Origin of the sequence: Porphyromonas crevioricanis (assembly GCF_900167225.1) — a bacterium.
GTDB classification, from domain to species: Bacteria; Bacteroidota; Bacteroidia; order Bacteroidales; family Porphyromonadaceae; genus Porphyromonas; species Porphyromonas crevioricanis.
Map to the genome: position 1 here is coordinate 45,054 of NZ_FUXH01000005.1, position 12,784 is coordinate 57,837.

Sequence of the window (12,784 nt, forward strand, 5' to 3'; positions counted from 1 at the left end):
TACTTCTTCCTAAATTTGCTTCAGCATTATATCGCATCACAGTTCCGGGAGTATCAGAACGCAGTCTTTCCTTATCCGATATAAGGAAGGCGAAAAGAAAGAAGGATAAATATTCGATATATAAGGAAAGAGACTTGTCATGAAAAAGAGTAGTTTTTTGGGCGCACTACTTGCACTTATTTTATTCCCATTGGGAGGCTTTTCCTCGAGTATTCCGCAAGTTTTGGCACATGAAGATCCGGTCATAACAATGACCACAAGCAAGCAGGTTGGAGAAAAAATCACATTAGTCATCAGAGGCAAAGCACCCATCCGCATTGATGGCGTGAAAGAGGAACCGGTATTTGGGAAATATAAACAATACACCCTGACTCAAACAAGCATTTCCATACACGGAGAGGTTACAGAGCTGTATTGCTATCCGGACTCTCTGACGAGCTTGGATGTAAGCAAGAACACAGAGCTTACAAAATTGGACTGCTATTCCAACTCCCTGACGAGCCTGGATATAAGCAAAAACACAAAGCTTGCAGAATTGGACTGCTCCTCCAACTCCCTAACGAGCTTGGACATAAGCAAGAACACGAAGCTTGCAACATTGGACTGCTCCTCCAACTCCCTGACGAACTTGGATGTAAGCAAGAATACAGAGCTTACAAGATTGTCCTGCCACTCCAACTTCCTGACGAGCTTGGATGTAAGCAAGAATACAGAGCTTACAGGATTGTCCTGCCACTTCAACTCCCTGACGAGCTTGGATATAAGCAAGAATACAGAACTTGAGTCGTTGTTCTGTCTCTCCAACCAACTAATGAGCTTGGATGTAAGCAAGAATACAAAACTCACAATATTGGACTGCTCCTCCAACTTCCTGACAAGTTTGGATGTAAGCAGGAATACAAAACTCACAACACTGTCCTGCCAGGCCAATTCCCTAACAAGTCTGGATGTAAGCAGAAATACAGAACTGATGTGGCTATCCTGCCAGTCCAACTCTCTGACAAGCCTGGATGTAAGCAAGAACGCAAGGCTTGCGGAATTGGACTGTTCCTCCAACTCCCTGACGAGCTTGGATGTAAGCAAGAACGCAAGGCTTTCGGAATTGGACTGCTCCTCCAACTCCCTGACGAGCTTGGATGTAAGCAAGAATGCTGAGCTTGCAGAATTGCGCTGCTCCTCCAACTCCCTGACAAGCTTGGATGTAAGCAAGAATACAAAACTGACATGGCTGTGCTGCCACTCCAATCAAATACGAGGAAAAGCCATGAGCCAACTTGTGGTAGGATTAGCAAACAGGGAGGACAAAAAAAATGCAGGGCTGTTGATTGTGATAGACAGCCAAGATTTCAATGAGCAAAACCATTATCCGAAAAGCGATATTGCCACAATCAAGGCAAAGAACTGGGTAGTCTATGACTACAACGGAGGTAGCAATAACCGCATTCTGCTAAGTCAATAAGGCAACTAAGCTTGCCATTTTGGAGCCCATGCGAAGGGGCTATAGAAGATTTGGCTTCGCACAACAGGCTCAAACATGCTTTTGAGTAGACCGGTTGGGAGAGTCTCTGGCCGGTCTTCGTTTATCCATCATGTTGCACTTAATACCGGGATGTGCAATACGTAAAAAGCGCAAAACACCCTTGTGTTATTGGTTCGATATAACTACCTTTGCCCCTGATTTTACGCAAAAACGAATGAGGCAACGATCGAGATACAGTATAGATCTAAAGTCGATACAGCAAGATTCCTACGAAGAACGGTTATTGCTGGATGATGCCTACTTTGCATCCCCCGACATGGCAGAGATTCGCTCCGGCCGAGTGGAGGCGCACATTCAGATGCGGAAAACAGCGGGACTCTTTGACTTCCATTTTCACCTCTGTGGAGAAGTCCTCATCAGTTGCGACCGCTGCCTTGGCGACCTGACTTGGCCTGTCAATACGACAGCCCATTTGGTAGTCAAGCTCGGCGATCACTACGAGGAGGAGAGCGAAGAGGTCTTGGTACTGCCGATGACAGAAGCAGTGCTGGACTTCGGCTGGCTGCTCTACGAATACATAGAGCTATCCCTCCCCCTGCAACGCATGCATCCCGAAGACGAATGCGATCCGGAGATGCTGCGTCGCCTCGGACAAATGGAAGCAAGCAGAGGGGGGCAACCAAATGAAGAGGGTGCTACTTGCGATACTCGCTGGGAAGTACTCAGGAGCCTGCAAAACATTTCAGACTGATTAACAATTAAAACATAAAACTATGGCACATCCCAAAAGAAGACAGTCGAAAATGCGACAGGGCAAACGCCGTTCGCACGACCATGCCCAGATGCCGACATTGGCAAAATGCCCTAACTGTGGCGCCTGGCACATCTATCACACCGTATGCAACGACTGCGGTTACTACCGTGGTAAGTTGGCCATCGAGAAGGTAGAAGAAACTGTCTAAACGAAGGGTCTTGACCCTGTCGATGAGACAAATACCAATCCCCGGCTTCCCCATTTGGGGTGGTCGGGGCTTTTTTTTACCTTAGCGGAGGTTTGTACCACACGTACCTTAGACACGTATATTATATGAAAACGATCAATGCTGCCATCACAGCTGTCGGAGCTTATCTACCCGAAGACAAGCTCACAAATGCCGATATCGAAAAGCTTGTAGATACTTCGGACGAATGGATTATGACCCGCGTAGGGATCAAGGAAAGACGCGTGCTCACCGATCCCGACAAAGGAGCCAGCTATCTGGCTATTCAGGCCGTACGTGGTATGCTCGAAAAAAATGACATAGATCCCAAAAGCGTAGACGGGCTGATCTTAGCCACCAATACTCCGGATTATCACTTTCCGCCCTCGGCAAGTATCGTGGCGCACGAGTGTGGCTGCACCAACGCTTTTGCATTCGACCTGCAAAGTGCCTGCCCCAGCTGGCTCTATGCTCTGGAGACCGGGGCCAACTATATCCGCTCCGGGCGATACAAAAGATTGGTTATCGCTGCAACAGAGAAGATGACTGCGGTAATAGATAAGACTGACCGCACTACGCTACCCCTCTTCGGTGACGGTGCCGGGTGCGCCTTGCTCGAACCAACAGAAGAAGACTTGGGAGTAATCGACTCAGTATTGCATAGCAATGGTGTAGGGAAAACCAACCTGATCATGAAAGCTGGAGGCTCGGCCAAGCCCCCTACGCACGAGACTGTAGACAACAGAGAACACTACGTATATCAGGAAGGAGCTGTGGTCTTCAAACACGCTGTGGTAAATATGTCCAGAGCCTGTTTGGAAGTGATGCGACGCAACAAACTCACCCATGCTGATATAGACTGGGTTGTTCCTCATCAGGCCAATTTGCGCATCATCGATGCCGTGACACGCATGATGGAGGTGCCACAAGAAAAAGTGATGATCAACATAGAGAAATACGGCAATACCAGCTCCGCCACCATACCCATCTGTCTGTGGGAGTGGGAAAAGCAATTACATAAGGGAGACACCCTCATACTCACTTCTTTCGGAGCCGGGTTTACGTGGGCAGCCGTCTACCTCAAATGGGCATACGATCCCAAATAAGAACCGATGACAGAAAACCAAGAGACCATACAAAACGACAATATGCCGGACTCGCTCCGGCATTCCGTCAAGCCCGGGCATCGCTCGGGCTTTGTCAACGTCGTTGGCAATCCCAATGTGGGAAAATCCACTCTCACCAACCTGCTGGTAGGCGAGCGACTCTCCATTGTCACATCCAAATCGCAGACAACACGACATCGCATCCTCGGTATCGTCAATACTGAAGAGATGCAGATCGTATACAGCGACACTCCCGGGGTACTCAAACCCAACTACAAGCTCCAAGAGTCTATGTTGGCCTATAGCCGATCTGCCTTGAGCGATGCGGATGTGTTGGTATACGTAACCGATGTGATAGAGAAATATGAGAAGAACAGCGAGTTTCTCTCCTTGGTAGCCAAAGCTAAATGCCCGGTAATACTGGTTATCAACAAAATAGACCTCACCACTCAAGACAAACTGGAGCAGCTGGTAGAGCAGTGGCATACCCTTTTGCCTCAGGCAGAAATACTCCCTATCTCCGCCACCAATAAATTCAATATTCAGCCACTGAAACAGCGTATAGAATCCCTCATCCCCCTCTCTCCTCCTTATTTCGACAAAGACGCTCTCACCGACAGACCGGCACGCTTCTTTGTGACAGAGATCATTCGGGAGAAGATTTTGCTTTACTACCAACAGGAGGTTCCCTATGCGGTAGAGGTCGAAGTAGAGGAGTTTCGCGAAGAAAGGGACTTGATACGTATCCGTGCAATCATCGTCGTGGAGCGTGAGTCTCAAAAGGGAATTATCATCGGGCACAAAGGTGCTGCAATCAAAAAACTGGGCAGTACGGCACGGAAAGATCTGGAACGATTCTTCGACAAAAAGATCTTCTTGGAACTGTATGTCAAAGTAGAAAAGGACTGGCGCAACGACGAAAAGAAGCTCCATACCTTCGGCTACCAACAAAACGACTAATCAGCATATCATGAGCAAATTAGTAGCCATTGTCGGCCGCCCCAATGTGGGCAAATCCACTCTTTTCAATCGCCTTACAGAAACCAGGCAAGCCATCGTCACGGAGGTTGCGGGGACAACTCGCGACAGACAATACGGCAAAGTGGTATGGCAAGATCGAGAGTTCTCTCTCGTAGATACTGGGGGCTGGGTAGTCGGCTCGGAGGATATATTCGAGGATCGTATCAACTCTCAGGTAAGCATAGCCGTGGACGAAGCCGATGTGGTTCTCCTTGTCGTAGACGTAGAAGTGGCCGATCCTTCTTTGGACAGCGAAGTAGCTACAATCCTCAGGCGAAGTCGCAAACCGGTGATATTGGTTGCCAATAAGGCAGACAACTTTGCTCTGCATGCGCAAGCCTCTGTGTTCTACAGTTTGGGTTTGGGAGATCCCTACCCCATTGCTGCGATCAACGGATCAGGCACAGGTGAACTCTTGGACAAGATCATAGAGCTGCTACCGAAAGAAGAAAATTCACGGCCGGAAGAAGAGCTGCCCAGAGTGGCAGTAGTCGGCCGCCCCAATGCCGGGAAAAGCTCTCTGATAAATGCCTTTATGGGAGAGGATAGGCATATTGTCACCGACATTGCCGGGACGACAAGAGACTCTATCTACACCCGATACAACAAATTCGGGCAAAACATCTATCTGGTAGATACAGCAGGCATCCGAAAAAAGGGGAAGGTAAACGAAGATCTCGAATACTACAGCGTAATACGCTCCATACGTGCCATAGAAAACTCCGATGTATGCATACTGATGCTCGATGCCACGAGAGGAGTGGAGAGCCAAGATGTGAATATATTCGGGGTGATACGGCGCAACAACAAGGGACTTGTGGTGTGTGTAAACAAGTGGGACTTGGTAGAAGACAAAAGCAATGGAGCCATACGGACTTTCAAAGAGGCCATACAGGCACGCTTTGCCCCTTTTGTCGATTTTCCCATCATCTTCATTTCCGTTCTCGAAAAACAACGCATATTCAGGGTATTGGAGACTGCGGGAGATGTGTACAAAAGACGTTCGACCCGTGTCCCGACTCATAAGTTAAACGAGATCATGCTGCCCATAATTGAGGCAACCCCTCCACCAGCATGGAAAGGCAAATACATCAAGATCAAGTACGTAGCACAGCTGCCGACTGCCGTTCCGACCTTTGTCTTCTACTGCAACCTGCCACAATGGGTCAAGGAGCCATACAAACGCTTTTTGGAAAACAAGATCCGAGAACACTGGGACTTCAGTGGCATCCCTATCAATATCTTCATGCGGGAGAAGTAAATCTCCCTGTCACGAAGCCTTATCCGACAAAAGCGAACATTAGAACCCATTATTCACTATGATCAAAGTAAGAAACGCCTTTTTGTACCAGGTTGTACTATCTGCATCTGCTATCGCACTACTGGCCGGATGTGGGGGGACAACAGAGGAGGCAAAGGTCGAGCTCGTCTCCCTTGCTCCCTCTGATACAACCATTGCTGCGGGCAAGAAATTCATGCCCAGAGTGCACATAGACCCTCCTTGCAGACAAAAAGATCCTCTGTATTGGCAGAGCAGCAACGAAGCTGTAGCGGTTGTCTTCCCGACAGGAGAAGTATTGGCTATGAGCGATGGAGAAGCGACTATCTCGGCCACGGCAGCCGATGGCCCCAAAGGAGAACTTCACCTAACGGTCGGCTATGATGTGCCGGCATCGGGGATACAAGTCTCCCCCGAGGTCCTGCGAATCAATGTGAACAAACAAGCAATGTTTCAGGCCAAAGTAGTTCCCTCCGTCTATGATGGGGAAATCAAATGGAGCTCTGCCGATGAGAAGATCGCATCGTTTGCTAACCCCAAAGAAGGCCTTATCACGGCGCATAAAGCTGGGGAAACGGAGATAACAGCTCGTATCAACAGCTATTCGTCCAAAGCTAAAGTAATCGTCTACAACGGTCCGGAAGAAGGTAAGTCTTCCGGTAAATAAGAACTGATCATCTCTAAGAGAGAAATTTAGAAGGTTATTGACCCGAACCAGCGACAACTCAACTTCTCGGAACTATGGAAAAGAAACTCCAAATCACAGCAGCCCTGCTCCTCCTGTTTTTGCTTGCAGGCTGCAAGGGTAAGCAAGAGGAAATACCCCAACCGAACCCCACTCCCTATCCCTCTATCGAGACTAAGACATTCAGCTCTCTGCCTTTTCTCTACGATAAATGGGGAGCCAAAGCAGATGTTCTGATACAGGCGGAGAAAGACAACGGAGGGACAGCTTCTACCATAGATATCTTCGGATCTCCTTCGGATCTGAGCTTCACCACCTCCGACCAACAGGTACCTTATCGTGTGTACAGCATGGAAGGAGACAGTTTAGTCAGGTCACGGCTGCTGGCCGTCCCTTACAGTCTGGTACTGCAAGTCTCTGAAGACCGCTTGCGCACAATGCCAAATCCTCATCTCGAACTTCTACTACGCAAAGCCGGATTCAGTCCGGAAACAACAGCCAAACTGCCTTTCTTCTTTGTGAACAGCGAAAAGAATTGTCGTCTCTCTCTTGATTCCAAACTGCTGGAAGGCAGGCTGTCAGCTGTGATTGGTATGGAGCCGATACAAAAAAGGATTCGTCTCTTGCGCCAAATTCCTGTAGCTTGCACGCAATGGGGAGCCTCTCCAACGGAGATCTACTCCTATGAAACAGCTTTGGGATCTGTTTTTCTGGGAATTTCGGAGCAAACCATCATTTTCGATACAGCAAAGGAAGCTCCTCTTTTGTCCAGAGCCTATCTACTCGATTCGGACAAAAAGCTCTTACAAAGTGAGATATACCTCTCTGACATTTCCCTCCTATACACTTTGGATACAGAGCAAAAACCTAAGATAAACCCTCATTGGCAAGGCATTTTGCAAGAAGCCGGCTATGAGCCAAACAAGGAAGTTCCCTCCAATCCGGCCGGACTTGTTCTCAGCTACACAAACACCAAACAAGGGATTCGCTTGTCCTTCGGATCAAGTACCCTGCCATCAGTATACAAGGATAACTCTTCGCGAGGGCTAATCGTACTGGAGCAATACACTCCAAAAGGCTAAACCCTTCCTCCATCAACAATACCCGACATCGTGCGTATAGATATTCTCACCGTACTCCCCGAGATGATAGAGCAAACACTCAGTTGCTCTATTATTGGTCGCGCCAGAAACAAAGGGTTGCTGGATCTGCACATCCATCAACTACGCGACTACTCTACGAATAAGTGGCGACGAGTGGACGACTACCCCTTTGGAGGAGAGCCGGGCATGGTGATGCAAATAGAACCGATTGACCGCTGTATATCGGCTCTGAAAGCAGAGCGGGAATACGATGAAATCATTTTCACCTCCCCCGATGGCGAACGCTTCACTCAAGGCGTGGCCAACGAATTGAGCCTAAAGAATAATCTGATTTTTCTCTGTGGGCACTACAAAGGGATCGACTACAGAATCAGAGAACACCTCATCACCAGAGAGTTTTCCATTGGCGACTACGTACTCACAGGAGGAGAGTTGCCGGCTGCAATCATGACAGATGCAATCGTACGTCTTATACCCGGAGTACTTGGGGATGCTGGTAGTGCTCTCTCAGACACTTTTCAGGACAATCTACTCGCTCCTCCTATCTATACCAGACCGGCAGAATACAAGGGTTGGAAAGTCCCCGATATTCTGCTTAGCGGACACGAAGCAAACATTGCCAACTGGCGCATACAACAAGCAGAAGAACGAACTCGAAGACTACGCCCGGACTTGCTGGGTAAATAACATTTTGAGAGTTGTACTGTTTGCTCTAAATTTGCAAATACAATCAAATTCGGAGGGATGCCGGAGTGGTCGATCGGGGCGGTCTCGAAAACCGTTGTGTCTTCGGGCACCCAGGGTTCGAATCCCTGTCCCTCCGCAATAAACCTTGGTTTTCAAGGAGTTACAAACAATGTACACGGATGCACATACAAATCAAATGCCCCGAACACAACATTCAGGGCATTTGTTTTATATCTTATACCTGCCTGTCAAGGTATTTTCCTTTTTCTTTTCAGAAGCTTTTTAATTAGGCTCCTGATTGGCTTGTGAAATAAGTATATGGAAGCTATGGCAAACAAAGTGGCGTAAATGTATCCTCGGCGTGGGAACCCTTTCGTTCCTGTCCTCTTCTGCCCGGACTTCGTTTCTTTGCGTATGACAGCCTTTTCTCTCGCCTCCTTATTCGTTGAGCTTTCAGATTCTTTTTCCTTGTTCTCCACCAACTCTTCGACGGTTGTTTGCCGTATCGACTTGATGGGCTGCCCCCTTATGTGAGATACGTCGAGGGCTGTATTATCTATCGACACTTCGTAGAGCACACTGTCACTATGATAGAACTCTATTTCCGTAACGCTTGCACGTCTTTGGCTCTTCCTTATTGCTTCTGTCATCCCGTCGAACGCACTCTCTTTATGTGCGGACAACGAGACGGAATCAAGCTTGCTACGTTGCAGTTGTATCTCCTTTCTACTTTTCCGCCACTCAAGAACCAATCCCCGATGCTCGCATTTTCTGCGAGTAGAAGTCCTGTTGCAACAGAAGAAAATTGCGCTCCGAAATCATCCCACTTGCTGCTTGTGCAGCTCGGAGTAACGCCACTGAACGAGCCTGCATCTACCTTGGCGATGTAGTACGTTCCGCTACACTTCACAATATCTCGACGAGTTGGATTGCCATAATATGTGATGCCAGATTTGTATCCCCCCCTAAACACACTCACCGGGCTATCTCCTTTATCGCCCTTATCTCCTTCTTTCCCGTCTTTGCCTGTGATTCGCACAGGCTCTGTCCAGTCCGACATTGCCCACGTTCCGTCAGATGCAAATTCTTGTCTAGCGGACGACTGCCACCACACAGAGCTTTGAGGTTCAGACACAGAAAAATAGCCTGCGTCATCGTACTTTGATTAGCGACCATTTGTATCTCCCAGGGTCGGAGCTATCGGCCTGCACAAAGTCTGTGTATGTTCCTATGTATTTTTTTCCACTCGGGTTTTGTGAAAAACCTCCTCCGCTCAGCGTGTCGGCATAGGCAATGTGCGTATAAGACGATTTCCCATTCGCACCCGGAGTCCCCGGAATACCTCTGTCACCTTTAGGCCCTTGCAAGCCTTGCAGACCTGCATCTCCCTTGTCTCCTTTATCGCCCTTTCGACCTCTTGCTACCACCGCCCAATAACTTACATAGCTGCTCGGACGCTTATTAGAGCTTGGAGATCGGAAAACTTGCTAACCGCCTCCTTGCGTACACCTTCGTTGGTTGAGTTTATAGCCTTATTGAAATGCTCATATTCCTCTTTCCGCTTTTTAAGTTTCTCAATAAAAGGGTCCTTCAAGTTGCCCTTTGGTGCACTCTCTTTGGTGGGATTTTCAATTAGCTTTCGCAAGTCTTCAATTTCCTTGAGTTTTTGCTTCCACTCATCAGATTGAGGGATTAAATTATTGAGTTCTTCTTCTTTTGATTGTATTGCCTGATTAATAGCACGGACGGTACCTTCATCATAATCGTTAATAGCCCCAATACTCGCATTTTTAAGTTTAATAAATGCATTCTTCTCCTCCTTTGCCGAAAGATCGAACAGTTCACGCAGCTTACTATTGGCTTTTTCTACTTCCTTTTTTTTCTTTTCATACTCCGGGTTTGCCACCGTCACTGTCACCATATGCATACCTCTTGGTATAGATTGTTCTTTCGTCGGTTTTAGTTTTTCTAATTCTCTCTCAAGCTTAATTAGATTTTTCACTTCTTCCTCGGCTTCTTTGAAGTACACAGCTGCCTTCGCTTTAGCTATTTGTGCCGATATGAATGCTTCTTTGTTGTTGATCAACAGGTTTTCGGCGTCCGATACAGAACGAATGGATACGCCAAGCTCTTCGAAGGCTTTTTTGTTGTCTTTGATGAACTTCTCTTTAGCTTTCATGTCGTCACCAAGTGCTCTGTACGATTGAGACAGCTGCTCAATCTTGGCTATTGGTTTATATGCACCCTCAACAACTGCATTTGAAAACTCCTCTTGAGCCTCTTTGGCTTCTCTGTTTTTGGTGATAATCCTGTCGATGAGTACTATTGCGCCTGTTATAGCAACCGATAGCCCGAGGGTCAGTGTGGCCATCAATGCTTGCGCTGCAACGTTAGATATACCAAGAGCTGTAGCAAACTTCAGTTCAGCTGCAGTTAGCAATTCCTTAACCTTCCTAACTGTGTGAAGAATGAAGGCTCCATTCTTATTGAGGGCTTGTGAAACCTGCTCCAATCCTATTGTGATAGCTATCACAGACTGCACTTTGGTCATAACCTTTTGCAGGTCTTCATTTTCTCCTGCAAACAATGACACAGCCCCTATTGCTGCAGAAAGCCCTCCAGCAAGTCCCGAAAGACCCTGTAGAACCCCTTGAAAACCTGCTTGATCGCTCGATAGAATTTTCCCTTGTTGAGCAATATCCGTCTGAACTTTTTTTTAATTGTCCAAGTTCGTTAGCAAGAGATTTGTAGGCTTCGCTTTGCTGGTCAATGCCTTGGCTGACAAGCCTTGCCATTTCCTCTTTCAATTCCCTAATACGAGACTGCAAAGTCTGATATGCCTTTGCACTTTCTTCTGTCTTTTTCCTGACATTCTCTAAGATGACTTCATGCTTTCTGAGCTCATCCGCAGCATCTTCAGCCTCTTTTATCAGCTGTCTGCGCACCCTCATCTCTCCTGCAATAGCTTGTTGTCTATCTGTTTGATATCCTCCTTTATTAGCATCAATAGACGTACCTTGCGCAAGTCCTATTTGCTTGTATTCTTCTTCAAGCTTTTTGATTTGGCTTCTATGCAGTCCAACAGCCGCATCTATTTTTGCAAAAGCCGCATCTATGTCGGAGGCCACTTTATTGAATGTTTGATCCATATCATTTCCTCCCTTTACGGTTGCATCAGACAAGCGTTGAAATAAAAGATACATTCATCTACAAGAGTACCGATATAGCAACCTATATCATAGCCTTGGCAAATGATAGGAGAATCTCCATCAATATGACTAAGGTACAGAAGCTCCTGTATATCATCTATGGTGCATACTTGAGGATCTATGGCGAACGATTACTTAATGAGCATCCTCAAGCTTGGCCTTATGGTCCTGTCTTTCCAACGACAAGAAATAAACTCCTTAAGCAAGAGTTGTCGCTTATCTCAGCAGATGATATTGTAAAGGAAGAACGAAAGAAGATTCTAAAAGACACAAAGCTCAACAAGGTTGTCGATTTTGTGTTTAATCATTTCGGAGGTTGGAATGCAGGGCAATTGTCGGAGTGGTCACATAGTGATGGAAGCCCCTGGTACCAAACAACTAATAGAAATGGCTTTAAGTGGGGCGATGTAATCCCGGATCATTTAATCAAAGGTTATTTTAACAGTATTATTTCTGTAAAATCGGAGTCGTAAAGGTGGATTGGGATAACGATGTGTTTGTCTTATCGGAGTCGGTATTGCCTCCATCTACGGCTTCAACAAGCAATAATGACGTTAAGTCGCTCAAAGAGCAAGAGCATCAACTGAAAAATAAGAGATACGCAAGTGATACGAATTGGAGGTGTCGGCTTTCGTGGTGGGTTATCATCGTTGACTCCGTTTGGCTTGCTTCGGTGTTGCTTGTTCTTATCTTCAATCGCAGGTGCTGTATAGGGTTGTCTGACGCTGTTTTAATGACGGTGTTAGGAACAACAACACTTAACGTACTCGGGTTGGCATTTATCATATTACAAAGACTTTTTAGTAGTGAAATAACTCATAAAACAAAACAGCAATGAAGAAATTACTAATTACAATGATCGCCCTTGTCGGGCTGGTAGCGTTCTCGGGATGTTCAAAGGATGACAAAGAGAATGATTACTCACTAGATGGTACTGTGTGGAAAAACGAAACAGACGGCATCAAAACCATCAAATTCGCTTTAAGAACTTTCACCTTTGATTACGTCTATCAAAACGGAACGTATCACGAGGAAGACCACGACAACGGAACATATGTGTACAATCCGCCATTCATACACTTTACCGCCATCAACCGAGAAACAAATAAGACGGAAACACAATCGGGGAGGATTGATGGAAACAAACTGATATTTGGAGAACTCGTTTACACGAAGCAATAAAAAAACGAAGAGGGAGCGTTTCTGCTCCCTCTTATTTGTTGTCTTGCTTCCAT

16 protein-coding genes and 1 tRNA gene are annotated in these 12,784 nt (G+C 46.8%); 12 read left to right on the plus strand and 5 right to left on the minus strand.

The window, feature by feature from the left end:
- Nucleotides 1-139: 139 nt before the first annotated feature.
- From B5D48_RS04040 to B5D48_RS04085, 10 genes are all read left to right on the plus strand, one after another.
- Nucleotides 140-1,459, plus strand: coding sequence for a leucine-rich repeat domain-containing protein (locus B5D48_RS04040; RefSeq protein WP_023935994.1), 1,320 nt, complete (start codon nucleotides 140-142; stop codon nucleotides 1,457-1,459).
- Between the two features lie 235 nt (nucleotides 1,460-1,694).
- On the plus strand, nucleotides 1,695-2,231 hold the full coding sequence (locus B5D48_RS04045) for a YceD family protein (protein WP_036888415.1): 537 nt from the start codon (nucleotides 1,695-1,697) through the stop codon (nucleotides 2,229-2,231).
- Between the two features lie 22 nt (nucleotides 2,232-2,253).
- Nucleotides 2,254-2,442, plus strand: coding sequence for a 50S ribosomal protein L32 (rpmF, locus tag B5D48_RS04050; RefSeq protein ID WP_023940526.1), 189 nt, complete (start codon nucleotides 2,254-2,256; stop codon nucleotides 2,440-2,442).
- Nucleotides 2,443-2,567: 125 nt separating this feature from the next.
- Complete coding sequence (locus B5D48_RS04055; RefSeq protein ID WP_023936000.1) at nucleotides 2,568-3,566, plus strand: beta-ketoacyl-ACP synthase III; 999 nt, start codon at nucleotides 2,568-2,570, stop codon at nucleotides 3,564-3,566.
- A 42-nt stretch (nucleotides 3,567-3,608) separates the two neighbouring features.
- Complete coding sequence (era, locus tag B5D48_RS04060; protein WP_036888461.1) at nucleotides 3,609-4,526, plus strand: GTPase Era; 918 nt, start codon at nucleotides 3,609-3,611, stop codon at nucleotides 4,524-4,526.
- A 10-nt stretch (nucleotides 4,527-4,536) separates the two neighbouring features.
- A complete protein-coding gene (gene der, locus B5D48_RS04065; protein ID WP_023936004.1) occupies nucleotides 4,537-5,847 on the plus strand; it encodes a ribosome biogenesis GTPase Der in 1,311 nt (436 codons plus the stop codon).
- 58 nt (nucleotides 5,848-5,905) lie between these two features.
- Nucleotides 5,906-6,532: an Ig-like domain-containing protein gene (locus B5D48_RS04070; protein WP_023936006.1), complete on the plus strand. Its 627-nt coding sequence runs from the start codon at nucleotides 5,906-5,908 to the stop codon at nucleotides 6,530-6,532.
- 74 nt (nucleotides 6,533-6,606) lie between these two features.
- Nucleotides 6,607-7,632 (plus strand): hypothetical protein, encoded by a 1,026-nt coding sequence (locus B5D48_RS04075; RefSeq protein WP_023936009.1) that lies wholly within the window; start codon nucleotides 6,607-6,609, stop codon nucleotides 7,630-7,632.
- Between the two features lie 30 nt (nucleotides 7,633-7,662).
- A complete protein-coding gene (gene trmD, locus B5D48_RS04080; protein WP_023936011.1) occupies nucleotides 7,663-8,340 on the plus strand; it encodes a tRNA (guanosine(37)-N1)-methyltransferase TrmD in 678 nt (225 codons plus the stop codon).
- Nucleotides 8,341-8,391: 51 nt separating this feature from the next.
- Nucleotides 8,392-8,476 (plus strand) — tRNA-Ser (locus B5D48_RS04085).
- A gap of 112 nt (nucleotides 8,477-8,588) precedes the next feature.
- Here the strand turns inward: B5D48_RS04085 and B5D48_RS04090 are convergent.
- The 5 genes from B5D48_RS04090 to B5D48_RS04110 all read right to left on the minus strand — a co-directional run bounded on the left by B5D48_RS04090 (nucleotide 8,589) and on the right by B5D48_RS04110 (nucleotide 11,543).
- Nucleotides 8,589-8,990: a hypothetical protein gene (locus B5D48_RS04090; RefSeq protein ID WP_023936014.1), complete on the minus strand. Its 402-nt coding sequence runs from the start codon at nucleotides 8,988-8,990 to the stop codon at nucleotides 8,589-8,591.
- Complete coding sequence (locus B5D48_RS04095) at nucleotides 8,987-9,400, minus strand: hypothetical protein (RefSeq protein WP_023936016.1); 414 nt, start codon at nucleotides 9,398-9,400, stop codon at nucleotides 8,987-8,989. Before B5D48_RS04095 ends, B5D48_RS04090 begins: the two co-directional genes overlap by 4 nt.
- Nucleotides 9,401-9,491: 91 nt before the next feature.
- On the minus strand, nucleotides 9,492-9,767 hold the full coding sequence (locus B5D48_RS04100; protein WP_023936018.1) for a collagen-like triple helix repeat-containing protein: 276 nt from the start codon (nucleotides 9,765-9,767) through the stop codon (nucleotides 9,492-9,494).
- Between the two features lie 11 nt (nucleotides 9,768-9,778).
- Nucleotides 9,779-10,873, minus strand: coding sequence for a hypothetical protein (locus tag B5D48_RS04105; RefSeq protein WP_143742803.1), 1,095 nt, complete (start codon nucleotides 10,871-10,873; stop codon nucleotides 9,779-9,781).
- A gap of 34 nt (nucleotides 10,874-10,907) precedes the next feature.
- Entirely contained in the window at nucleotides 10,908-11,543 is a 636-nt protein-coding gene (locus tag B5D48_RS04110; RefSeq protein WP_158441704.1) for a hypothetical protein, read from the minus strand.
- Between the two features lie 71 nt (nucleotides 11,544-11,614).
- Here B5D48_RS04110 and B5D48_RS04115 point away from each other — a divergent pair, with 71 nt between their 5' ends.
- Together B5D48_RS04115 and B5D48_RS04125 are read left to right on the plus strand one after the other, a co-directional pair.
- Complete coding sequence (locus B5D48_RS04115; RefSeq protein ID WP_158441705.1) at nucleotides 11,615-12,022, plus strand: Panacea domain-containing protein; 408 nt, start codon at nucleotides 11,615-11,617, stop codon at nucleotides 12,020-12,022.
- Between the two features lie 361 nt (nucleotides 12,023-12,383).
- A complete protein-coding gene (locus B5D48_RS04125) occupies nucleotides 12,384-12,731 on the plus strand; it encodes a hypothetical protein (protein ID WP_042120119.1) in 348 nt (115 codons plus the stop codon).
- Nucleotides 12,732-12,784: the final 53 nt, after the last annotated feature.